Genomic DNA, 24,950 nt, shown 5'->3' on the forward strand with positions numbered 1-24,950 from the left:
CAAATTGAAGCGGGCTATTATCGGATGAAACGAATAGCCCGCCGATTTACTCACCATCCGGTAAGAAATGAAAACAGCATCCAGAATAAACACAAGACTGCAATACCACTCCCACCAATGGTAAATAAGAGATTACCGCGCAATAACACACTCAAAACAATACCGATCAGCACTGAAACTGGCATCAGCGCCAGAAAGAACGGCCAAGTGTACAGCAGGAAGAAGACGGTATTGGGGCCATAAACAAAAAAAGGTATCGCAAACGCCAACCAATAGAAAACAAAACCTGTAACGCCACCGAGAAAGGAGTATGGCGGTTCCTCCCTTTCGCGCTGTTCGTCGATAGTAATTTGGGTGATATTCTGCATAGCAATCCTGTGGGCACAGTTTACCGGCACACTCTAAGGGCGTTTTGCCGGTAGCCATAAGTATAGATACCCAATGTAATTAGCATAACAGGCAGGTAGCAAGCCAATACATCCCGATTCGCTTACACAGTCAAGTGATTCAGGTGAGTGCGTGCAACTAACAACCCTGTAAGCTTCAAGCACGAAGGGTAACATTTAGGATTTGATAATAGCTCGACCACGCAGTACGTCTAACAATTGTTCAATCAAATTTGTTACTAATTGTTCACCCGGCAAATGAATATCAGCGTGTCCAGGTGCTTCATAAATAGAGTCAATGCCGGTAAAATTTTTCAGTTCACCAGCACGGGCTTTTTTGTACAAACCTTTTGGGTCGCGGGCCTCACAAATAGCCAACGGCGTATCCACAAATACCTCAATAAACTGGCCTGATGCCAACATATCGCGCACCATTTCCCGTTCGGCCCGATGAGGGGAAATAAACGCCGTCAACACGACCAGACCGGCATCTACCATCAGTTTGGCGACTTCCCCGACGCGACGAATATTCTCGCGCCGGTCAGTATCAGAGAAACCCAAATCACGGCATAAGCCATGGCGCACATTGTCGCCATCCAGTAAGTAAGTGCTAACACCACGAGCAAACAGTGCCTGTTCCAATGCACCGGCAAGGGTGGATTTCCCTGAGCCAGATAAACCGGTAAACCACAACACCACCCCTTGATGCCCATGCTGTTGCTCCCGATCCTCTCGGGTTACCGCATGGGGGTGCCAGACGATATTCTCATCGGCCGGCAGAGCGCCCTGCTCATTAGCACCATACGTTTTCAACTGATCGGCGTGCACGTTATTTACCTCCTAACAGATCGCGTGCGCCCCAATGTGGGAAGTGGCGGCGAACCAAAGCATTCAGCTCTAACTCAAATGTACTGAATTCAGTCGTTTCCTGGTAAACCGATGCCAACGTTTCACGGATTAGCCCCGCGCCAACCGTGACATTAGTCAGCCGATCAATAAAGATCATGCCACCGGTATCCCGATTGCGTTGATAACTGTCGAGCACCAGCGGTTCATCGAATGCCAGTTCAACCAAACCAATGCCATTAAGTGGTAGGCTTTCGACTACCCGCTGGGTCAATGAGTTTATTTCCACCTGATATTGAATATTTTCCACCCGCGCACGGGTCTTTTTCCCCGCCACTTTGATGTCATAACTTTGGCCCGCGACCAAAGGCTGCTCCGCCATCCACACCACATCCACCAGCGCATTTTGCGCCGCTGTTAAGGTCTCACTGGCATCAACCAATAAATCGCCACGGCTGATATCCACTTCATCAGTCAATACCAAGGTTATGGCTTCGCCGGGGATGGCTTGCTCCAAGTCACCATCAAAAGTAACAATGCGTGCCACATTTGACTCCACGCCGGACGGCAGTACTTTTACTCTTTGCCCAACGCGCACCACGCCAGCAGACAGCGTGCCAGAATAACCACGAAAATCCAGGTTTGGCCGGTTGACGTACTGCACCGGGAAGCGCAGCGGCTGCTGACGGCTGGCATTGACCACATCAACACTTTCCAGCACTTCCAATAGTGTCGGGCCGGAATACCAATTCATTTTCTCGCTCGGCGATGCCACATTATCGCCATCCAGCGCAGATAGAGGGACAAATTTGATATCGAGATCCGTCGGTAACTGCTCGGCAAAACTCAGGTAATCTTCTTTAAATTGTTCGAAGACACTTTCCTGATAGCCCACCAGATCCATCTTATTCACCGCCACCACCAAATGGCGGATCCCCAGCAACGTAGCGATAAAGCTGTGACGGCGAGTTTGATCCAACACCCCTTTGCGGGCATCGATCAACAAAATCGCCAGATCGCAGGTAGAAGCCCCGGTCGCCATATTGCGGGTGTATTGTTCATGCCCTGGCGTATCTGCGATGATAAATTTACGTTTCTCGGTTGAGAAATAGCGATAAGCCACATCAATAGTGATGCCCTGCTCACGCTCGGCCTGCAAGCCATCAACCAACAGCGCCAGATCCAGTTTTTCACCCTGAGTGCCAATACGCTTACTGTCGGTGTGCAACGTTGATAACTGGTCTTCGTAGATTTGGCGGGTATCATGCAGTAAACGCCCAATCAGGGTGCTCTTACCGTCATCCACACTGCCGCAGGTCAGAAAACGCAACATCGTTTTATGCTGTTGGGCATGCAGGTACGCTTCTACTCCCCCCTCGTTGGCAATCTGCTGGGCGATAGAAGTATTTTGTAAAATCATCGATTTGTTCTCTGAAACTGGCTGCTCATCGACAACGGACTGGTTTTGTAATTTCGTGCTCATTGGGCGCTCCTCAGAAGTATCCCTGACGCTTTTTAAGCTCCATCGAGCCGGATTGGTCACGGTCGATCATTCGCCCCTGACGCTCACTGGTGGTAGAGATAAGCATCTCTTCAATGATGGCAGGTAAGGTTTCAGCCTCGGACTCTACCGCGCCAGTCAATGGCCAGCAGCCCAAGGTGCGAAAACGCACCATCTTCTGAGTAATGACCTCACCCGGTTGTAAATCAATCCGGTCATCATCCACCATCAGTAACATGCCATCACGCTCAACCACCGGACGAGGCTTTGCCAGATACAGTGGAACAATGTCGATTTTTTCCAAGAAGATATATTGCCAAATATCCAGCTCAGTCCAGTTGGACAGCGGGAACACGCGGATACTTTCACCTTTGTTAATTTGGCCGTTGTAGTTGTGCCACAGTTCCGGGCGCTGATTTTTTGGATCCCAGCGATGGAAGCGGTCACGGAACGAATAAATACGCTCTTTGGCGCGGGATTTCTCTTCGTCACGCCGTGCGCCACCAAATGCAGCATCAAAACCGTATTTGTTCAGTGCTTGCTTCAAGCCTTCGGTTTTCATGATATCGGTGTGTTTGGCACTGCCGTGAACAAACGGATTAATGCCCATCGCCACCCCTTCCGGGTTGCGGTGAACCAGTAACTCGCAGCCAAATGCTTTAGCGGTACGGTCGCGGAATTCATACATCTCGCGAAATTTCCAACCGGTATCTACATGCAATAACGGGAATGGCAAATTACCGGGGAAGAAGGCCTTGCGCGCCAAATGCAGCATCACAGAGGAATCCTTACCGATAGAATAAAGCATCACCGGATTACCGAATTCAGCGGCCACTTCACGGATGATATGGATACTCTCCGCCTCCAATTGCCGCAAATGAGTGAGTCGTTTTTCGTCCATAACAGATCCTTTATGCCAAATTCACGACTGACGGGCTGATAGCCTGTTCAGTCTGCGGTTGTTGCCCGAACCAGGCTATTTGGTGATGTAAATTCACCACTTCACCGATAACCAGCAGTGCTGGGGTCGGTGCCTGATGTGCTAATGATTCAAGTTGTGCCAGAGTGCCCGTCAGAACCTGTTGGTCTGCACAAGTGCCCCGGCCAATAACGGCTACGGGGGTAGTACTTGCCCGACCATGGGTTATGAGCTGACGGCTAATCTCAGCGGCTTTCACCGTTCCCATATATATCGCTAAAGTCTGGCGGCCTCTGGCCAGTGCCTGCCAATCCAAATCATCGCCATCGGCGCGGCAATGCCCGGTAATAAAAGTTACGCTCTGAGCATGGTCACGGTGTGTCAGGGGGATACCCGCATAAGCTGTCGCCCCGCTCGCTGCCGTCACTCCCGGCACCACCTGAAACGCGATACCCGCACGCGCCACCATTTGCAGTTCTTCACCGCCACGGCCAAAGATAAACGGATCCCCCCCTTTCAGCCGCACTACCCGTTTCCCCTGCTGCGCCAGCGAGACAATTAATTGATTGGTTTCTTCTTGGGCTACCGAGTGTGCTCCCGCCCGTTTGCCAACACAGATACGTTCAGCATCACGCCGCACCAGATCCAACACTTCCGGGCTAACTAAATGGTCATACAACACCACATCAGCCTGCTGAATCACTTGCAGGCCACGTAATGTCAGCAAACCTGGATCACCAGGTCCTGCCCCCACCAAGGCAACCTCGCCTTGAGTACTGCGCTGCCCTTCCAGTTCCCGTTGTAATTCATCTTCGGCTTGGGCTAACTGACCACGACTGATCAGACTCGCAAAGCGGCCACTAAAGGCATTTTCCCAAAAGCGACGGCGCGCGCCCATCGAGGCGATATGCTGTTTAACCCGCCCACGCCAGCGCCCGGCAACAGCAGCCATATCACTCAGACTGGCAGGTAGCAGGGCCTCTAACTTCTCACGCAGTATCCGCGCCAGCACCGGCGCTTGACCGGCAGAGGAGATAGCCACCACGAGAGGGGAGCGATCGACAATCGACGGGAAGATAAACGAGCAGCGGGGTTGATCATCAACCACGTTAGCCAAAAGATGTCGTTGATCAGCGGCGGTAAAAACAGCGGCATTCAGCACGGTATCGTTCGTGGCAGCAATCACCAAAAAAACGTCATCCAACTGTTCCGGCAAAAAAACCTTTGCCAGCCAGTTAATCCGGCCATCCTGAGACTGTTGTTCAAGTTCAGATGAAAGAGCCTGTGCCACTACCCTCACCTGTGCACCCGCGCGGTGGAGTAAATCAATTTTTCGCGCAGCGACTTCGCCGCCGCCAACAACCAATACTGGGCGCTGTTTCAAGTCGGCAAATAGAGGTAGATAGTCCACAACGTCCTTCAATTACATGATAAAGCGTAGGGTGACTATAGGGGGGGGGCATGGCCTTATGAAATGACGAAAAGTAATTACAAGTTCCATAATGATATATAGGCGTAACAGCATGGCTTGCAGCTAAGTTAGCCAATATGCACTCAGGGCGATTTTCTTACTTGCTGACATAAAATTTCTACACTTTAGGAAGTATACAAATTGTCTATTGGTGTAGACAGTTTCATACTAAGCACCGGAAAGAGCTGTATTGTCCATGCTGCGAGGCATGGCCCAGACTATAACAAGGATATTTCGGTATGTTTTCCCGCCGTCGCCTAAAGTGGGCACTATTCACCCTGTGTTTCAGTACCGTCTTACCGTTGCATGCCGCTACGACTCAGCCCGTTGGTCGAATCGCTGAACAACACATCCGCCATATCAGCACCTACTTTCCCGGCCGTATGGCGGGTAGCCCGGCAGAATTACTGGCTGGTGAGTATATCAACCACCGTTTTCAGCAGATGGGTTATCAAAGTAACCTGCGGGGTTTTAATACCCGTTATCTGTATACCAGTAAAAATGGCAAACAAAGCTGGCGAACACTGAGTGCTACCTCGGTGATTGCCGCTCGCAACATAACAACACTCGGTAAAAAACTGGCGACTGGCAATGCGGATGACCAGAAACAGATAATTATCATGGCGCACTTTGATACCTACACACCGCAAAGTGATAAAGATTTAGATAAAAATCTGGGTGGGCTGACGCTACAAGGTGTTGATGACAATGCCGCCGGTGTCGGCGTTATGCTGGAACTGGCTGAACAACTGAAAAACACACCGCTACGCTATGATTTGCGTTTTGTGGCACTCAGCGCCGAGGAGATAGGTGCACAAGGTGCCGAGAACTATCTACAACGAATGAGTAAAACGGAGAAAGCCAACACACTGCTGGTGATCAACTTAGATAGCCTGATTACCGGTGACCGGCTCTATTTTAATGCCAGTAACCAGCCTTCAGCCATTGCAGCAAGAGATCAGGCACTCACACTGGCACGTCGGTATGGTATCACCGCCACCACAGTAAAAAACCAAATTACCTCTCCCTGTAGGGCGGATAAAAATATCTTTTATAGCGCCGGATTACCGGTGTTATCTGTTGAAGCAAGCAACTATAGCTTGGGTAACAAAGATGGTTGTCAGCAACGGGCCATCAGTAGCCACTTTCCTCAAGGTATCACCCGACATCAAAGCCAGCTAGATAACCTAAATTATCTGGATAAGTACTTACCGGGTCGTATTAGTAAACGTTCACACGATAGTGTGAAAATATTGTTGCCCCTGATACAAGCGCTCGCTGCCGATAAAAAATAATATGGGCTTTGCGTAACTTCGCGCAAAACACCGATAAAAACCAATAAATTCAACGTCAGGGTGATCATTATGATCGCCCTTTTTCGTGCTTTTCACGTATAACTCTTGGTGGGTATGGTACCCATAATTAATTGACTCAATCTCGCTGGTAGGTATGATACCCACCAGCGACTCACCAGGAGGTCACATGGAGAGTGGCGAATTAATAAAGCGATTGCAGGATACGGGCTGGCAAATCAGGGGTTGTAAAAAAACCAATGGCGGTAGCCATGTCACGATGTGCAAACCGGGTGTACGCAAGATCATTACGCTGCCCCATCCGCGCAAGGATACATCCAAAGGTGTTCTGCGGCAGGCTCAGCAGATTGCCGGAATTAAATTGATTTAAACAAAGCCGCATACCCTAAATCATTCAAGTTGCTGGAAGGTGTGAAGTCACCAGGGCGATAAATCGCTGGGAGCCGCCTCCACACATATGGTTTGAATCATGGCGGGTATAAACGCTTAGGGAGTTAACCATGATCTACCCTATTTTTATTTTCAGTACCACTGAAGGATTCGATGGATATTTTCCCGATCTTGACGGTTGTTTCTTTGCTGGCAATACCTTTGCCGATATCAGTAAAAATGCCGAAGAAGCCTTTGCTGTTCATATTGAAGCACTGATGGATGAAGGTTTTCCATTACCCACGCCTCCGAAAGATCCACAACGTTACATTGGGGATCCCCGGTTAAAAGAAGAAGGGGGGATTTTGGGGTTTGTTGAGATTGATCCGGCCAAATATGAAAGTAAGGCAGTCAAATTCAATCTGACTATGTCGCAAAATCTGCTGACCGCCATTGATAAGTTTATCGCCACACACCGGGGTTATAAGAACCGTAGCCAATTTCTGGCTGAATTAGCGCGTGAGAGAATCATCAGCTAATAGATAATAAAAATGAGGGCGCAGGTAGCGCCCTCTGACCACTGATAAAATCAAATGAAGGGGGAGCGTGCTGTTGCGCGCAGGCGTTACGCATCAATCGCCGGAGCGCCCATCGGGGGCGGTCTACTTTTCACTCACTGAGCTGTAACACTCACAGGGCTATAAATAGCGTTGATATTAGCCTCAGCCTTCATGCAGGCCGCATTCGCGTTTCAAACCAAAGAAGCGAGTTTCCTCTTCGCTCATTCCCGGTTCCCATTTACGGGTGGTATGAGTATCCCCAACCGATAAGTAACCCTGTTCCCAAAGAGGGTGATAGCTCAGGCCATTTTGGGTCAGATATTGGTAAATCTGCCGATTGTCCCAATCGATAATCGGTAGCAACTTGAAGACACCGCGCTGAATGGCTAACACCGGTAGCTGCGCCCGGCTGCCTGATTGTTCACGGCGAAGACCAGCAAACCACGTTTGAGCGCCCAGAGTCTCCAGTGCCCGATTCATGGGTTCCACTTTGTTCAGATCATTGTAACGTTCAATACCCTCGACGCCCTGCTCCCACAGTTTGCCGTAACGGGCTTCCTGCCAAGCCGGGCTATGTGGGGCACGAAATACCTGCAAGTTAAGCTGAAGCTTCTCGGTCAAGTCATCAATAAACTGATAGGTTTCTGGGAATAAGTAACCGGTATCAGTGAGAATGACCGGAATATCAGGGCGTTGCCGTGTAACAAGATGCAAACAAACGGCGGCCTGAATACCAAAGCTGGAAGAAAGCACAAATTCGGCCGGTAGATTTTCCAATGCCCAGCTCACCCGCTCTTGCGCGGTAAAATGCTCAAGTTGACCGTTAACCAATGCCAGTGCCGCCGCTTGTTCCGCTTTCGGCAGGGCATTAAGTTCACTCAAGTTAAATTGGCTCACACCGCCTCCTGTACGTCATAAAAATCACGGGCTGAATCAATCACTGGGGCAATCACACCAACGCGAATCACAAAGTCACCGAAACCTTCATCAGCATGGCGCTCTTTTGCCCAGCGCCCAACCAACAGATCAGTAATCGATAAAATCTCATCTTCGGTGATATTTTCACGATACATCCGCGGTATCCGCGTGCCTTCCCGGTTGCCCCCCAGATGCAGGTTATAACGACCAACGGCTTTACCCACCAGCCCTACTTCTGCCAGTAAAGCACGGCCACAACCGTTCGGGCAGCCAGTCACTCGCAGAACGATATGTTCATCAGCAATACCGTGGCGCTGCAAAATATCCTCAACTCGGGTCACAAACTCCGGCAGGAAGCGTTCCGCTTCTGCCATTGCCAGCGGACAGGTTGGGAATGAAACACACGCCATGGAGTTCTCACGCTGCGGGCTGACACTGTCATCCATCAAGCCATGCTCACGGGCCAACGCTTCAATACGGGCTTTATCTTTTTCCGGCACCCCTGCCACAATCAGGTTCTGATTCGCAGTTAAGCGGAAATCACCCTGATGGATTTTAGCAATTTCTGCCACACCGGTTTTCAGGCTACGGCCGGGATAATCTAGCAAACGACCATTTTCGATAAACAGGGTTAGATGCCATTTCTTATCAATGCCTTTCACCCAGCCGACGCGATCACCACGACCGGTAAATTGATAAGGCTTAATAGCACTGAAACTGACGCCTGCGCGCTTTTCAACTTCCGCTTTGAAGGTTTCTACCCCTACTCGCTCCAGCGTATATTTGGTTTTAGCATTTTTGCGATCGGTACGATTGCCCCAATCACGTTGAGTGGTAACAACCGCTTCAGCGATAGCCAGCGTGTGCTGTAGCGGAATGTAGCCAAATTCACTCGCTTTACGGGGATAGGTATTCTTATCACCATGAGCAATAGATAGCCCACCGCCGACCAACACGTTAAAGCCAATCAGTTTGCCTTTATCAGCAACAGCCACAAAGTTGAGGTCATTGGCGTGTAGATCCACATCATTTTGCGGCGGAATAACAACTGTGGTTTTAAATTTACGCGGTAAATAGGTTGCTCCGAGAATCGGCTCTTCATCGGTGGTCGCCACTTTTTCCGCATCCAACCAAATTTCGGCATAAGCACGAGTACGCGGCAGCAAATGCTCAGAAATCTTTTTCGCCCATTCGTAGGCTTCCTGATGTAACACTGACTCCACGGGGTTCGACGTACACAGTACATTACGGTTTACATCGTTTGCCGTCGCCAACGCATCCAGCCCCAATTGATTAAGCAACTGATGAGCCGGTTTAACATTGCCTTTCAAAATGCCATGGAACTGGAATGTCTGGCGGTTGGTGATACGGATGCTGCCGTATAAGGTGTTATCCGCCGCAAACTTATCAATTCCCAACCATTGCTGTGGGGTAATAATCCCCCCCGGCAAGCGGCAACGTAGCATCATGGCATGACGCGGTTCCAGCTTCTGTTCGGCGCGTTCAGCACGAATATCGCGGTCATCCTGCTGGTACATGCCGTGGAAGCGGATCAACAGGAAGTTGTCGCCATTGAAACCACCCGTTAGACCGTCATTCAAGTCTTTGGCAATGGTCCCACGCAGGAAATTACTTTCCGACTTCATACGCTCGCCATCCGAGAGTTTTCCGGCAACGACTAATGGCCCTGGGTGTTTTTCATTCATCAGTACACATCCCGCTGATAACGGCGCGCCAGGCGCAGCTCACTTAAATATTCATCAGCCTGCTCGGTATCCATTGCACCGTGCTCAGCCACCACGTCCAGTAAAACTTGCTCAACGTCTTTGGCCATGCGGTTAGCATCGCCACAGACGTAAATGTGGGCACCTTGTTGTATCCAGTTCCACAGTTCTGCGCCCTGTGCACGCAGTTTGTCTTGTACGTATATTTTATGGGCCTGATCGCGCGACCAAGCCAGATCAATGCGGGTCAGCAAGCCTTCTTTAACATAGCGCTGCCATTCAACCTGATAGAGAAAATCCTCGGTGAAATGGGGGTTACCAAAGAACAACCAATTCTTGCCACTGGCACCATCAGCCTCACGCTGTTGCATAAAGGCGCGGAAAGGCGCAATACCGGTACCGGGACCAATCATGATCACTGGCGTTTCCGGGTTAGCAGGCAAGCGGAAGTTATCGTTATGTTCGATAAAGACACGAATATCACCCTCCACTTCCAGCCGATCAGCCAAATACCCTGATGCCCCTCCGGTACGCGGTCGCCCATCAATGTCATAGCGCACCACACCCACGGTGATATGTACTTCATTTTCAGTCTCAGCCTGTGAGGACGCAATGGAGTACAGGCGCGGCGTCAGTGGCCGTAACAGCGCAATCAATTGATCAGCATTGAGATCAGATGGAGCCTGTCTGACCATATCAACGATCGGGGTATTTTTGGCATATTGTTGCAGCGCCGGTTTATCTGCCAGCAACGCAATCAGCTTCTCATCACGGGAAAGTGCCGCATACTTATCAACGATCAGCGTGGTGTTTTGCGTCAGTTCAAAATGGCTGCGCAATGCCTGTGCCAGTGGCAGATTCTGCCCGTCGACACTGACTTGTTCATCGCCTTTAAGCCACAACAGGGCAAGCAACTCGTCTACCAGTGCCGGGTCGTTATCAAACCAGACCCCCAGAGCATCACCGGGTTGGTAACGCAGACCTGAATCAGCTAAATCTATTTCAATGTGGCGAACATCTTTTTCGGAGTTACGGCCTGTCACTTTTTGCTGCACCGATAATTGTGCAGTCAGTGGTGCCGTTTTGCTGTATGGGCTGGACGTTATTTCATCCACGGCACCACTTTGTGTTACTGCCGCCGCAGTTGCCGATTGTGCAGGCACCCGTGCCTGTAACGCTGCAACGATTTGCTGACGCCACTGTTGTGCAGATTCCTGATATTCCACATCCGCATCGACACGAGCCAATAACCGCTGAGCACCAAGTTCCGCCAATTTGCTGTCGAAATCTTTACCCGCTTGGCAAAAATGTTCGTAAGACGTATCCCCTAGCCCAAACACAGCAAAGGCGGTTTCCGGCAATTTAGGGGCTTTTTTTGAGAATAGAAATTTGTGTAATGCAACCGCTTCTTCCGCAGGTTCACCTTCGCCCTGAGTGGAGGCAACTACAATTAACAGGCGTTCTTGTGCAATTTGCTTAAACTTATAATCACCTGCATTGACTAAATTGACATTAAGTTTAGCCGCCAGAAGGTCATCGCGTAGCTGTTCCGCCAAGCGGCGTGCATTCCCTGTTTGAGAGGCAGATATCAGAGTTATCGTCAGCGCTGGCGAAAGCGCCGCCGCTGGGGTTGCAGCCGCACCTGGCTGTTGATTAACCATGCCCCAGAAATAACCGGACAACCATGCCATTTGGGTTGGGGAAAATTCACCAACCGCCGCCTGTAAGCGGGCTAACTGCTCCGGCGATAGCGGAAGTAAAGAAGTAGGAGGAACCTGAGTCGTCATTGCAGTACGCATTCCCTTTAGCTTTAGCCAGTGTCAGCCGATCTATTTTCAGCACAGATTTCTTAATGTTTGTAAGGTTAACCATCCCGATAATAACAATTAAAGAAGCGATGGAAATAATAAATAACCAAAACGACTAAGCGGTTTTTCAGGTAATGGATATGAGTTAAAGTGTTCAACTTATTAAGAAAATTTTCATCCGCCCAGGCCAAACCGTTAATTTACTACGTCTGCATATAAATCAGTAAGCTACGAGTAAGAAGCTGGGTTGGCAGGGGCCAATAAGCGCTCCCCTTGATGCGCTTTCATAGCCAGTAGCGGTGCTTTCCGGTACTATGCGGCGGTTTTTTGAGTCAATAAGGTCAGGACTATGAGCACCACTCTATTTAAAGATTTTCAATTTGAAGCCGCTCACCGGCTGCCCCATGTTGCGGAAGGCCATAAATGTGGCCGTTTGCACGGTCATTCATTTATGGTCCGTATCGAGGTTACCGGTGAAGTGGATGCTCACTCCGGCTGGGTGATGGATTTTGCTGATCTGAAAGCAGCATTTAAACCTATTTGGGAACGACTGGATCACTACTATCTGAATGATATTCCTGGCTTGGAAAACCCGACCAGTGAAGTGCTGGCCAGTTGGATTTGGCAACAGCTTAAACCGCAGCTACCAGAACTGAGCGCAGTGATGGTGAAAGAGACCTGTTCTGCGGGCTGCGTTTATCGCGGCGAATAAATCGCGACTAACAAATCGCTCCGCAAAGTCATTGATCTTGCAGCAAGGCAGCATGCGCTGGCCCGCAGAGTGAGGCCCATGGACGGGCCGAGTAATGAACGCCGCAGCACGGCTGCGGCGGCAAGGACGAAGGGGATTAAGCGATATTTAAATACTTATGCGTCTGCATCGACAGCCGCCAATTCTTGGCAATGCAGGTTTCTATACAGAGCTTGGTGGCGTCGTCTTTCTGGCTGATGGGTTGTAGCGCAATAATCCGCTTTTTGTCGTCATCTAGCGTGGCAAGTAGCACCTCTAATGCCTCGATATCCCGCATGCGGCCAACCGGATGTTTAATCTCATCGGCGCGTTGCAATGCTTGAGGCAATACTTTCAGACCACCACGCATATTCACTTTTGGCGAAACCGTCACCCACGTCGTCGCTGAACACCGGACATCATGCGTGCCGCTGGTTTCAATCTGGCAGCTATAACCGGCCTGCTCCAACAATGAGGTTAAGGGGAACAAGTCGTAAATAGCGGGTTCTCCACCAGTGATGACAACGTGGCGTGCGGTATATCCCTGCTGAGAGAAAATATCTAATAGCTGCTGTGCGCTGGCCTCCCCCCAGGCATCACTTTCTGCGGTTTTAACCATAATGCGCTGCATATCGACTTCCCGATCGGCTTCCTTTTCCCAAGTGTGTTTGGTATCACACCAGCTACAACCTACCGGGCAGCCCTGCAAGCGCACAAAGATCGCCGGTACACCGGTGAAGTAACCCTCGCCTTGCAAGGTTTGGAACATCTCATTAATCGGGTACCGCATCTGTATCTCATCGTCATTAAGGTCAATGAGCGATTATCGCAGATTCTCTGGCTGTGACCAAACTGGCAAGGCAATTGCCCGAAAAAGGGGCTGCCAGTTTGGCTGGTATCAGAGTGTTACTCAATCACGCCACAAGCCATGCGCGCACCGCCACCGCCTAGCGGCATTGGATGATCGGCATAGTTATCACCACCGGCATGAATCATCAAGGCATGCTGTTTCAGTTCAGAGAGTGATTTCAGGCGTGGAGCTAATACCTGATAAGTCGCGCTGCCATCAGCATTCACAACCAGCCCCGGCAAATCCCCCAGATGCCCTTTATCATTATAAGGCCCAAGGTGTACGGCCGTTTTTTGTGGATCAAAATGGCCGCCGGCAGCAAGTGCTGGCACGGGTTTACCGTCTTTCTGCCCTGGAGCACAACTTGGGTTTTCATGCAGATGGAACCCATGTATCCCCGCCACCAACCCGGTCAAATGAGGCGTGAACAGTAAACCATAAGGCGTTTCAGTCACTGTCACCGTGCCCAGAGCCTTGCCATTACCTTCAGGGAGTGCTTCGTTCATGGTCACCGTAACGCCCGCAGCCAGCACACTGCTGGTAAAAAGCATCGCTGGCAACGTTAAATATTTCAGTTTCATCCGTTATCTTCCTTTATGCATTATTGCCGAATCATTCGGGTACACATTAATGATAACGGGTGATGAATTATCTGCACGGCAGCAGTGTAAGAGATGTGAAGCCGATGTGTGGGGTTGGTGAGATTCAGATTAACCCGCAAAGGTAAGCAATTGGTAACAAGAGGCTAATTTACAAAAGTAACAGATCAACTCGCTTAAAAACTAAAAAACCTCAACTCACGGCCAGCATATTACCGAGGCTTAACCGCCCTATGCCATAAAAAAACCCGCCTATTAAGGCGGGTTTTATCAACAAACTGTTTTACGAAAGGTAAAGCACAGTAATTACTGGCCTTTCACTTCTTTCAGACCGTTGAATGGTGCGCGGTCGCCCAGCGCTTCTTCGATACGGATCAGTTGGTTGTATTTAGCAACGCGGTCAGAACGGCTCATTGAACCCGTTTTGATTTGGCCTGCTGCGGTACCTACTGCCAGATCGGCAATAGTAGCATCTTCGGTTTCGCCAGAACGGTGAGAGATAACCGCGGTGTAACCTGCATCTTTCGCCATCTTGATAGCAGCCAGAGTTTCGGTCAGAGAACCGATCTGGTTGAATTTGATCAAGATAGAGTTAGCAACACCTTTCTCGATGCCTTCTTTCAGGATCTTGGTGTTGGTTACAAACAGGTCGTCACCAACCAGTTGGATTTTGTCACCCAGAACTTCGGTCTGGTATTTGAAGCCAGCCCAGTCAGATTCGTCCAAGCCATCTTCGATGGAAACGATTGGGTACTGTTTGGTCAGGTCTTCCAGGAAGTGAGTGAACTCTTCAGAAGTGAACGCTTTGTTGCCTTCGCCAGCCAGAACATATTTGCCATCTTTGTAGAACTCAGATGCCGCACAGTCCATAGCCAGAGTAACGTCTTTACCCAACACGTAGCCTGCTTGTTTTACCGCTTCAGCGATAACAGCCAGTGCTTCGGCGTTAGAACCCAGGTTTGGTGCATAACCGCCTTCGTCGCCTACCGCTGTGTTCATGCCTTTAGACTTCAGAACTTTAGCCAAGGTATGGAACACTTCTGAACCGATGCGAACCGCTTCTTTCAGAGTTTTAGCGCCTACTGGCTGAATCATAAACTCTTGAATATCAACGTTGTTATCAGCATGTTCGCCGCCGTTGATGATGTTCATCATCGGCAGTGGCATAGAGAATTTGCCTGGGGTGCCGTTCAGTTCAGCAATGTGCTCGTACAAAGGCATGCCTTTAGACGCTGCTGCTGCTTTCGCTGCTGCCAGAGAAACAGCCAGAATGGCGTTAGCACCAAACTGGGATTTGTTCTCAGTACCGTCCAGATCGATCATGATTTTATCGATGTTGGCCTGGTCTTTAGCATCTTTACCCATAACTGCCTGAGCAATTGGGCCATTTACTGCGGCAACGGCTTTCAGAACGCCTTTGCCCAGGAAACGGGATTTGTCACCGTCACGCAGTTCCAGTGCTTCACGGGAACCGGTAGAAGCACCTGATGGTGCAGCAGCCAAACCAACAAAACCGCCTTCCAGATGAACTTCAGCTTCTACAGTTGGGTTACCACGGGAGTCGATGATTTCGCGACCGATGACTTTAACGATTTTGGACATTAGATTTTCCTCAGTACAAGTTAAACTAAAACTCCAGACAGAGGGGGCGACATCGCTGCCGCCCCTTCTATCAAATATTTTATTTCACCTGGCGCTTCTGATAATCACCAGCCGCTTTAACAAAGCCGGCGAACAACGGGTGACCATCACGTGGCGTCGAAGTAAATTCTGGATGGAACTGACAAGCCACAAACCACGGGTGGTTTGGTAACTCGATAATTTCCACCAGTTTGTTATCCGCAGAACGCCCTGCTACACGCAACCCGGCGGCTTCAATCTGCTTCAACAACATGTTGTTTACTTCATAGCGATGACGATGGCGCTCAACGATGGTAGGTTCGCCATACATCTGACGTACCAGACTACCTTCGATCAGGTGACATTGCTGCCCACCCACCCGCATGGTACCGCCCAAATCGCTATCTTCCGTACGTACTTCAACGTTGCCGTCTTCATCACGCCATTCGGTGATTAATGCAACCACCGGATACTTACAGTCTGGCACAAATTCTGTGGAGTTTGCGTTTTCCATCCCCGCTACGTTGCGGGCAAACTCCATCAGTGCAACTTGCATACCCAGGCAAATGCCCAGATAAGGAATATTGTGTTCACGGGCATAACGCGCCGCCAGAACCTTGCCTTCCACACCACGGTAGCCAAAGCCACCTGGGATTAGAATAGCATCCAGCCCTTTCAGCATCTCTTCGCCGCGCGTTTCTACATCTTGCGAATCGATTAGCTTGATGTTCACCGTTAGGCGATTTTTCAGCCCACCGTGTTTGAGCGCTTCAATCACAGATTTATAGGCATCCGGCAATTCTACGTATTTGCCAATCATCCCAATGGTCACTTCGCCACCTGGATTCGACTCTTCGTATAATACCTGTTCCCATTCTGCGAGATTTGCTTCAGGACAAGTTAAGCTGAATCGTTTACAAATATAATCGTCAAGGCCCTGTGATTTCAATAGCCCTGGGATTTTATAAATAGAATCAACATCTTTTAGCGAGATAACCGCTTTTTCTGGCACATTGCAGAACAAGGCAATTTTAGCGCGTTCATTAGCAGGAACTACGCGATCAGAACGGCAAATCAGCACATCGGGCTGAATACCAATGGACAGCAGCTCTTTTACCGAATGTTGTGTTGGCTTGGTTTTCACTTCACCAGCCGCCGCCAGATAAGGAACCAGCGTCAGGTGCATGTAAAGGCTGTGTTCGCGGCCCACTTCCCACGCCATTTGACGAATGGCTTCGAGGAATGGCAGGGATTCGATATCACCTACGGTACCGCCGATTTCAACCAATACCACATCATAGCCTTCGCCACCTTCAACGATGCGCTCTTTGATAGCATTGGTGATATGAGGAATAACCTGAATGGTTGCACCTAAGTAGTCGCCACGGCGTTCTTTGCGTAGAACATCGGAATAGATACGACCAGCGGTGAAGTTGTTGCGACGGGTCATTTTAGTGCGAATGAAGCGCTCATAGTGACCTAAATCCAGATCGGTTTCAGCACCATCATCGGTGACATAAACTTCCCCGTGTTGAGTCGGGCTCATGGTGCCTGGATCCATGTTAATATATGGGTCCAGTTTCATCATAGTAACCTTGAGGCCACGGGCTTCAAGTATAGCCGCCAGAGAGGCTGCGGCAATGCCTTTACCCAGAGAGGATACGACCCCGCCGGTCACAAAAATATAATTAGTTGTCATGCTGAACCTGAGAGTTTAGGTTTAAAGACGATGGAAGAACCAAGACGGGAAAGTAGTATACTCGAACCTTGGTTTCGCTACAAACTATCTCCGCGCCAGTGGCCGTTTTCGCGCCCAAAACCGCGCGGAACATCGTCTCGCTATCCGTTATAATTCAATATATTAACGCAATTAAAATTCAACAACCATCGGTCAAATGAATTAAAACACCTTAAATTTCAGTTTCTTGCTTTTTAACTTGCTGCCAGGCCGCTTCCATTTCTTCCAGCGTGGCGCTCTCCATGGTCCGACCTGATTGTATAACTATTTGTTCTACCTGGCGAAAACGCCGTTCAAACTTGCGGTTAGCAGCTTGTAAGGCATTTTCAGCTTTATGGCCTAAATGACGCGATAAGTTAACCGTAGCAAACAGCAAATCGCCAATTTCTTCACCCAGTTTATCTTGGTCCACCACCGCTTGCCGCGCTTCGAACATCACTTCGTCGATCTCTTCGTAGACTTTGTCCAGCACCGGGCCAAGAGTGTCCCAATCAAAACCAACCGCCGCGCAGCGCTTTTGGATTTTATGGGCTTTCATCAATGCCGGCAGTGCATCGGGAATATCATCCAGTGCCGAATACAGAGCTTTCTCCGCCCTTTCCTCGGCTTTACGCGATTCCCAGCCCGCTAGCGCAGCCTCACTGCTAATCGCTACGTCAGTGGCGTTTAGCGCCGCATTAGGGAATACATGCGGGTGACGACGCTCCAGTTTATCGCTGATGGCATGACAAACATCATCAAACGCAAACAATCCCTGTTCCTGCCCCATTTGAGCATAAAACACTACCTGGAACAGCAAGTCGCCTAACTCATCACGTAAATCGTCAAAATCCTTACGCGCAATCGCGTCAAGCACCTCGTAAGTTTCTTCTAATGTATAGGGCGCGATAGTGTCAAAAGTCTGCTTACGATCCCACGGACAGCCGTGCTCCGGGTCACGTAAGGTACGCATAATGTCCAACAGACGTTGCAGGGCTAAGGCGGTGGAGTCAGAGGTAGTTACTGGCTGGGTCATCTCAATTTATTCACTTTTTTGCTTTTTAAAATTCGAGGCGTAGCGAGCGCAGGCAGATTGATTGCAGCCAGCGCACAGCCCCCGGAGCGTACACGCAGTACGTGAGGAGGGCGAGCACTGCCCAATATCAATATGCCAAAGCGCAGTAGCCGTTCAGATCAAAAAAATTAATTGCCGTGTAGCCGACGGGCATCTATCACATCCGGCAACTGATTCAGCTTGGCTAATACCCTACCCAGCACCTGCAAGTTGTAGATCTCGATATCCATATCGATGGTAGCTACCATCTTTTTGGTATCGCTGCGGCTGGCAACACCCAGTACATTAACTTTTTCGTTCGCCAGGATGGTGGTGATATCACGTAGCAAACCGCTGCGATCATTGGCGGTCACTCGCACCACTAATGAATAGCCACTGGAGTAACTCTCGCCCCAAACCGCATCAACAATCCGCTCTGGCGCATGAGACTGCAATTCAGCCAGTTGTTCACAATCAGCACGATGAATGGATATCCCCCGCCCTTGGGTGATAAAGCCAATAATCTCATCACCGGGGATAGGCTGGCAGCAGCGGGCGATATGGTGCATCAGATTGCCAACGCCTTCGACCACAATGCGCCCGCTGTCTTTGCTGGCGTTACGTGGTGGCGGCTGATGCTTATTATTCAGATGACGTAATGCTTCTAAATCAGCCTCTTCCGCTGTGGGCTTATTCAGTTTGCCTTGCAGGAAGTTAACCATCTGGTTTAGGCGGATATCACCGCCGCCAATGGCCGCCAACACTTCATCCATCGAATTCATGTTATAGCGCGGAACCAGTAGCTTCTCAGCCTCTTTCAAGCTGATATCCATATGCTCTAGTTCGTCGTCCAGCATCTGCCGACCAGCAAGAATATTCTTGTCTCTATCTTGTTTTCTAAACCAGTTATGGATCTTAGATCGCCCACGACTGGTAGTGACGTAACCGAGGTTAGGATTCAGCCAGTCACGGCTTGGATTGGGTTGCTTCTGAGTGATAATTTCAATCTGATCACCCATCTGCAATTGATAGGTAAACGGCACAATTCGGCCACTGATTTTAGCACCAATGCAGCGGTGCCCCACATCACTGTGAATATGGTAAGCAAAGTCGAGTGGGGTCGAACCGGCAGGTAAATCAATAACATCGCCTTTCGGGGTAAACACATAGACCCGGTCGTCAAATACCTGGCTGCGCACTTCATCCAGCATCTCGCCGGAATCTGCCATCTCTTCCTGCCAGGCAATCAGCTTACGTAACCAGGCAATACGCCCTTCATAGCCAGAACGACCTGCCGCCACGGCACCTTCTTTGTACTTCCAGTGAGCAGCAACCCCCAGTTCAGCATCTTCATGCATCTGGCGGGTACGAATCTGAATTTCCAGCGTTTTCCCACGCGGCCCGAGGACTACAGTATGAATTGACTGGTAGCCATTGGGTTTAGGGTTAGCGACGTAATCATCAAACTCATCAGGCAAATGACGGAAATGGGTATGTACAATCCCCAATGCGGCATAGCAGTCTTGCAAACGCTCTACCACCACTCGCACGGCGCGCACATCGAATAACTCATCGAAGGCCAACGATTTTTTCTGCATCTTGCGCCAAATGCTGTAGATATGCTTGGGGCGGCCATAAATATCAGCTTTGATACCTTCATCAGCCATTGCTTTGCGCAATGAAGCCACGAAGTCATCAATAAATTGTTCACGATCGATACGGCGTTCGTGAAGCAATTTGGCAATTTGTTTATATTCATCTGGATGTAGGTAGCGAAAGCAGAAGTCTTCCAACTCCCACTTAATCTGGCCGATACCCAAGCGGTTAGCCAACGGGGCATAAATATTGGAACACTCTTTAGCCGCCAGCACCCGTTCATCTTCCGGCGCATCTTTTACTTCACGCAGATGGGCAATACGCTCAGCCAGCTTAATGACCACACAGCGAAAATCCTCCACCATCGCCAGCAGCATACGACGCACATTATCCACTTGCTCAGAACTCATGGAGTCGTTGTGAGTGGCTTTTAACTGGCGGATAGCGTCCATATCACGCACGCCATGCACCAGATAGGTGATACCCTTGCCAAATTGCTCAGTCAGGGTGGTTTCATCCACCACATTGGCATCCACCAGTGGGAACAGTAGCGCCGCGCGCATACTGTCGTTGTCCATGCTCAGAGTGGAAAGAATTTCAACCATTTCAAGGCCGCGCCACAACAATAACGAGGCATCAGGATGGTTTTGCGTCTGTTGCTCACAGTAACGCCAGGTTTCGGCCAATCGCTCACCTGACTGCGGATTAGGAAGCCCCAAGCTGGCGATCCAATCGTCGAGAGCAAACTCACCCGCCGGATTCAAATGTGCACTTCGTACCGCAACCATAACTTCTCCCTACTTTGCGACCCCTGGCTCCTGCATGAACAGCGCCATAGATTCAAGATGCCCGGTGTGGGGAAACATATCCAACATTCGCACCTGAGCAAGACGGTAACCGGCGGCTAACAACACCTGACTATCCCGTGCCAGCGTAGTGGGATTACACGAAACATACACCACCCGCTTTGGCGCCAGTTTGACTATATGTGACATCACCCCGGCAGCACCTGCGCGAGCGGGGTCTAATAATACTTTATCGAATCCTTGTGTCGCCCACGGCTGGCGGCTGATGTCGGATTCAAGATTTTCATGGAAAAATGACACGTTGGCTAATGCATTGCTCTGCGCATTATACTGCCCATTCGCCACCAGCTCCGCAACTCCTTCCACCCCGACAACCTCACGCGCACGCTTTGCCAACGGCAACGTGAAATTACCCATACCGCAGAAGAGATCCAGTACCCGCTCGTCAGGTTGTACATCAAGCCATGCCAGAGCCTGGGCCACCATTTGTTGGTTGACCGTATCATTAACCTGAATAAAATCCCGTGGATGAAATGCTAAGCGTAGACCGTCTATTTGGTAATAGGGATCCTCACCAATGAGTTTTTCCAGATTCTCGCTGTCAGCGGCCAGATAGACGGCAACCCGTTCCCGCTGGGCAAAATCAGTTAGCGCTGCGCGATCTACGTCATTAAGGGTATCAAGGTGACGTAAAACCAGCAACGGCCCATTATCAGCCAGCACCAGTTCCACATGCCCTAACCGGCGCACAGCCTGCAAGGCAGATAAGCACTGATAAAGCGGCTGTAGCAGTCGTTCCAATTCAGGCCGTAAGACAGGGCAGTGCTTTACACTAACCAAGTCGTGAGATTCGGTTTGATGGAAACCCATTTGCAATCGCTGCTGTTTGGGTTGATAGAGTAAACCCAACCTCGCTCGCCGCCGATAACCATACTCTGGCCCACAGATAACCGGGCCTAATGCAGGGCAAGCCCCCGTCGCGTTAACAAGCAGCCGCCTGAGCGAATCTGCTTTGCTATCTTGCTGTAGCTGGCTACAAGCGTGCTGCTGCTGACAGCCTCCACAAATTCCAAAGTGAGGGCAAGGAGGAGTCACTCTTTCACTGCATTGGTTCAACAAATGTTTAAGTTTACCGCGACTATACTGGCGTTTTTGCTCGATCAGCTCAATTTCAGCTTGCTCCCCCGGTAGAACCCCAGGGATAAAAATAGCTTTGCCTTTCTCGCGTGCAACCCCCTGACCAAAGGGATCAAGAGAATTTACTGTCACAGTTATCGTTTGTCGGGTCGTCACACGTCGGTTTGGAGAGTAGAATTGCGCCATATTGATTGATCAAGCATCGGTTTTGTAAGCTGCTAATTCTCCCACATTGGAATACCATGACCAAATACAGTCTTCGCGCGCGCATGATGATTTTAATCCTGGCCCCCACGCTGCTTCTTGGGCTGTTACTCAGTACTTCCTTTATGGTTAACCGTTACAATGAACTTCAAAAACAAATAGTTAATGCTGGTTCTAATATTATTGAACCGCTGGCGGTTGCCAGTGAATATGGAATGACCTTCCGCAACCGCGATACCGTCCGTCAGTTGATTAATCTACTTCATCGCCGTCACTCGAACATTGTTCGGTCAATATCCGTTTTCGACGCAGATAACAACCTTTTTGTCACATCTAACTATAATTACAATTCCTCACAATTAAGGTTACCCAAAGGCGATTCTATCCCTGATTCGCTGATGCTCTCTTATCGTGGCGACTCGCTGATTATGCGGATGCCTATTGTCTCGGAGTCCAACTTATCCAGTGATAGAGCCTCGGATGCGGATATAACCCATCGGCCGCTCGGCTATATCGCCATAGATTTAGATTTACAATCGGTGCGTTTGCAGCAATACAAAGAGATCTTTATCTCAACCCTGCTGCTGCTGTTTTGCATGTGTGTGGCCATTTTGTTTGCTTATCGCCTGATGCGGGATGTGACTGGCCCAATCCGTAACATGGTGAATGCTGTTGACCGTATCCGCCGTGGGCAATTGGATAGCCGGGTCGAAGGGCATATGCTCGGTGAGCTGAACATTCTGAAAAATGGTATCAATTCGATGGCGATGTCGTTGGCGGCCTATCACGAAGAGATGCAACAAAATATCGATCAGGCCACGTCAGATTTACGCGAAACATTGGAACAGATGGAGATACAAAACGTCGAGCTGGGGCTGGCAAAAAAACGTGCACAGGAAGCCGCACGTATTAAGTCTGAGTTTCTGGCTAACATGTCCCACGAACTGCGAACTCCACTAAATGGCGTTATTGGCTTTACACGTCAAACGTTGAAAACCTCGCTAACGCCAACGCAAACAGACTATTTGCAGACTATCCAACGCTCAGCTAACAACCTGTTATGCATCATTAACGATGTTTTGGACTTTTCCAAACTGGAAGCCGAAAAACTCATTCTTGAGCACATCCCCTTCCCTCTGCGTGGTGCACTGGATGAAGTCATTATCTTGCTGGCACACACCGCACATGAGAAAGGGCTAGAACTGACACTGCATGTAAATAATGATGTCCCCGAACAGCTCGTCGGGGATGCAATGCGTTTGCAGCAAATTGTCACGAACTTGCTTGGTAATGCGATTAAATTCACCGAACAGGGCAATATTGATATTCTGCTTGCCGTGCAGGCTAAAACGGATCAGCAAGTCACACTGGTAGTAGAAATTCACGATACGGGCATTGGTATTTCCGAGTCACAGCAGGCCCAGCTATTCCAAGCTTTTCGTCAAGCGGATGCCAGTATCTCCCGCCGACACGGAGGAACCGGCCTTGGGTTGGTCATTACCGAAAGATTGGTCAAAGAGATGGGGGGCGATATCAGCTTCTACAGTCAGGTGGATCGCGGCTCAACCTTTAGGTTCCATCTCACATTGGATCTTAACGAAACAGTCTCTTATCGCCATCCTGATATGTCGTACTTAGAGGGGAAAACGCTAGCCTATATTGAGCGCAATACTTGTGCAGCAAGGGCCGCGTTAGATATTCTGAGTGTCACGCCCTTGCAGGTCACTCATAGCCCGACATTAGCGCAATTACCGCGCCAACATTATGATTTCCTGCTGGTTGGGGTACCCATTCCGTTCCGTAATAATATGGCGGTTCATCAAGATAAACTGGTCGCGGCACTGAAAATTTCCGAACATGTGATTCTGGCCCTGCCCAGTCAGTCACAGGTTGAGGCCGAGCAACTTAAACAGATGGGTGCCAAAGCTTGTCTGGTCAAACCCTTGTCATCAAATAGATTAATTCCATTGCTGTTGTCTGAAGAACCCCATGCTGAATCCCCCGTAGTGGAACAAACGGATAAACCGGCTAAATTACCGTTTAAGGTGATGGCAGTTGACGACAATCCAGCTAACCTAAAACTCATTGGCACCCTGCTTGAAGAACAGGTCGAAGAGACCGTGTTGTGTGACAGTGGCGCGAAAGCCATTGCCTATGCCAGAGAAAATACGCTGGATATCATTTTAATGGATATTCAAATGCCTGAAATTGATGGTATCCGTGCCAGCGAAGTCATTCATCAGATGTCCCATCATCTGGATACCCCCATTATTGCCGTCACCGCCCACGCCGTAAGAGGCCAGCAAGAACAGTTGTTAAAACTGGGGATGGCAGACTATCTGGCAAAACCGATTGATGAAACCCGATTGATACAGGCACTTTCCCGCTTTCAGCACGATAGTTCATCCCCCCTTCCAGCAGAGGCAGATCACCTGTTGGCACTTCAATCTGAATGTGAGGGAGCAATAGATTGGTCACTGGCAGTCAGGCAAGCTGCCAATAAAGAGGCTCTCGCCAGAGACCTTTTAATGATGTTATTAGAATTTATGCCACAAGTGGTAGGTAGCGTGCAGGCTATATTGGCAGGCAATCATGACAACGACATTCTGAACCTAATTCATAAATTCCATGGCAGTTGTGCGTGTAGCGGAGTGCCACGGCTGAAGCAATTGTGCATGACAATTGAGCAGCAATTGCGTCAACAAACTGATTTACAAGACTTACAACCTGAATGGCTGGAATTATTAGATGAGATAGAGAATGTTCGCTATGCGGCCAAAAGCTATTTAGGTACTGCTTAGCACACCTCCGCTTCAGCATAA

At 49.6% G+C, this 24,950-nt stretch carries 20 protein-coding genes; 5 read left to right on the forward strand and 15 right to left on the reverse strand.

Annotated features, from left to right (window positions below):
• Positions 1–50: 50 nt before the first annotated feature.
• From EL015_RS17315 to cysG, 5 genes are all read right to left on the reverse strand, one after another.
• On the reverse strand, positions 51–368 hold the full coding sequence (locus tag EL015_RS17315; RefSeq protein ID WP_005181632.1) for a DUF3561 family protein: 318 nt from the start codon (positions 366–368) through the stop codon (positions 51–53).
• 195 nt (positions 369–563) lie between these two features.
• Positions 564–1,214, reverse strand: coding sequence for an adenylyl-sulfate kinase (gene cysC / locus EL015_RS17320; RefSeq protein ID WP_005181631.1), 651 nt, complete (start codon positions 1,212–1,214; stop codon positions 564–566).
• A gap of 1 nt (position 1,215) precedes the next feature.
• Positions 1,216–2,715, reverse strand: coding sequence for a sulfate adenylyltransferase subunit CysN (cysN, locus tag EL015_RS17325; RefSeq protein ID WP_005181630.1), 1,500 nt, complete (start codon positions 2,713–2,715; stop codon positions 1,216–1,218).
• 10 nt (positions 2,716–2,725) lie between these two features.
• Positions 2,726–3,634 (reverse strand): sulfate adenylyltransferase subunit CysD, encoded by a 909-nt coding sequence (cysD, locus tag EL015_RS17330; RefSeq protein ID WP_004706274.1) that lies wholly within the window; start codon positions 3,632–3,634, stop codon positions 2,726–2,728.
• A gap of 10 nt (positions 3,635–3,644) precedes the next feature.
• Positions 3,645–5,063: a siroheme synthase CysG gene (cysG, locus tag EL015_RS17335; protein ID WP_005181629.1), complete on the reverse strand. Its 1,419-nt coding sequence runs from the start codon at positions 5,061–5,063 to the stop codon at positions 3,645–3,647.
• Positions 5,064–5,362: 299 nt separating this feature from the next.
• Here cysG and EL015_RS17340 point away from each other — a divergent pair, with 299 nt between their 5' ends.
• The 3 genes from EL015_RS17340 to EL015_RS17355 all read left to right on the forward strand — a co-directional run bounded on the left by EL015_RS17340 (position 5,363) and on the right by EL015_RS17355 (position 7,344).
• Positions 5,363–6,418, forward strand: coding sequence for an aminopeptidase (locus EL015_RS17340; protein WP_005181628.1), 1,056 nt, complete (start codon positions 5,363–5,365; stop codon positions 6,416–6,418).
• A gap of 187 nt (positions 6,419–6,605) precedes the next feature.
• On the forward strand, positions 6,606–6,806 hold the full coding sequence (locus EL015_RS17350) for a type II toxin-antitoxin system HicA family toxin (protein ID WP_005181624.1): 201 nt from the start codon (positions 6,606–6,608) through the stop codon (positions 6,804–6,806).
• A gap of 130 nt (positions 6,807–6,936) precedes the next feature.
• Positions 6,937–7,344, forward strand: a complete 408-nt coding sequence (locus tag EL015_RS17355; RefSeq protein ID WP_005181621.1) for a type II toxin-antitoxin system HicB family antitoxin — start codon at positions 6,937–6,939, stop codon at positions 7,342–7,344.
• 183 nt (positions 7,345–7,527) lie between these two features.
• Here EL015_RS17355 and EL015_RS17360 read toward each other — a convergent pair whose 3' ends face one another.
• From EL015_RS17360 to cysJ, 3 genes are read right to left on the reverse strand one after another with little or no spacing between them, the layout of a single operon-like run.
• Entirely contained in the window at positions 7,528–8,262 is a 735-nt protein-coding gene (locus tag EL015_RS17360) for a phosphoadenylyl-sulfate reductase (RefSeq protein WP_032905484.1), read from the reverse strand.
• Complete coding sequence (cysI, locus tag EL015_RS17365; RefSeq protein WP_032905483.1) at positions 8,259–9,989, reverse strand: assimilatory sulfite reductase (NADPH) hemoprotein subunit; 1,731 nt, start codon at positions 9,987–9,989, stop codon at positions 8,259–8,261. Before cysI ends, EL015_RS17360 begins: the two co-directional genes overlap by 4 nt.
• Positions 9,989–11,794 (reverse strand): NADPH-dependent assimilatory sulfite reductase flavoprotein subunit, encoded by a 1,806-nt coding sequence (gene cysJ / locus EL015_RS17370; protein ID WP_032905482.1) that lies wholly within the window; start codon positions 11,792–11,794, stop codon positions 9,989–9,991. Before cysJ ends, cysI begins: the two co-directional genes overlap by 1 nt.
• A gap of 370 nt (positions 11,795–12,164) precedes the next feature.
• Here cysJ and queD point away from each other — a divergent pair, with 370 nt between their 5' ends.
• Complete coding sequence (queD, locus tag EL015_RS17375; protein ID WP_005181601.1) at positions 12,165–12,527, forward strand: 6-carboxytetrahydropterin synthase QueD; 363 nt, start codon at positions 12,165–12,167, stop codon at positions 12,525–12,527.
• 136 nt (positions 12,528–12,663) lie between these two features.
• On the opposite strand, the gene queE is transcribed toward queD, so the two are convergent.
• The 7 genes from queE to rlmD all read right to left on the reverse strand — a co-directional run bounded on the left by queE (position 12,664) and on the right by rlmD (position 22,110).
• Complete coding sequence (queE, locus tag EL015_RS17380; protein ID WP_032905481.1) at positions 12,664–13,335, reverse strand: 7-carboxy-7-deazaguanine synthase QueE; 672 nt, start codon at positions 13,333–13,335, stop codon at positions 12,664–12,666.
• A gap of 116 nt (positions 13,336–13,451) precedes the next feature.
• Positions 13,452–13,976 (reverse strand): superoxide dismutase family protein, encoded by a 525-nt coding sequence (gene sodC / locus EL015_RS17385; RefSeq protein ID WP_005181596.1) that lies wholly within the window; start codon positions 13,974–13,976, stop codon positions 13,452–13,454.
• 324 nt (positions 13,977–14,300) lie between these two features.
• Positions 14,301–15,596, reverse strand: a complete 1,296-nt coding sequence (eno, locus tag EL015_RS17390) for a phosphopyruvate hydratase (protein WP_005181593.1) — start codon at positions 15,594–15,596, stop codon at positions 14,301–14,303.
• A gap of 79 nt (positions 15,597–15,675) precedes the next feature.
• Entirely contained in the window at positions 15,676–17,313 is a 1,638-nt protein-coding gene (pyrG, locus tag EL015_RS17395; protein WP_005181590.1) for a glutamine hydrolyzing CTP synthase, read from the reverse strand.
• Between the two features lie 211 nt (positions 17,314–17,524).
• Entirely contained in the window at positions 17,525–18,367 is an 843-nt protein-coding gene (gene mazG, locus EL015_RS17400) for a nucleoside triphosphate pyrophosphohydrolase (RefSeq protein ID WP_005181589.1), read from the reverse strand.
• Positions 18,368–18,534: 167 nt separating this feature from the next.
• Positions 18,535–20,769, reverse strand: coding sequence for a GTP diphosphokinase (gene relA, locus EL015_RS17405; protein WP_005181587.1), 2,235 nt, complete (start codon positions 20,767–20,769; stop codon positions 18,535–18,537).
• A 9-nt stretch (positions 20,770–20,778) separates the two neighbouring features.
• The gene (rlmD, locus tag EL015_RS17410) at positions 20,779–22,110 is read right to left on the reverse strand and encodes a 23S rRNA (uracil(1939)-C(5))-methyltransferase RlmD (RefSeq protein ID WP_032905480.1); all 1,332 of its coding nucleotides are present in this window, start codon (positions 22,108–22,110) and stop codon (positions 20,779–20,781) included.
• A 56-nt stretch (positions 22,111–22,166) separates the two neighbouring features.
• Here rlmD and barA point away from each other — a divergent pair, with 56 nt between their 5' ends.
• On the forward strand, positions 22,167–24,929 hold the full coding sequence (barA, locus tag EL015_RS17415; protein ID WP_032905479.1) for a two-component sensor histidine kinase BarA: 2,763 nt from the start codon (positions 22,167–22,169) through the stop codon (positions 24,927–24,929).
• Positions 24,930–24,950: the final 21 nt, after the last annotated feature.

It is taken from the genome of Yersinia intermedia, assembly GCF_900635455.1.
GTDB lineage: Bacteria > Pseudomonadota > Gammaproteobacteria > Enterobacterales > Enterobacteriaceae > Yersinia > Yersinia intermedia.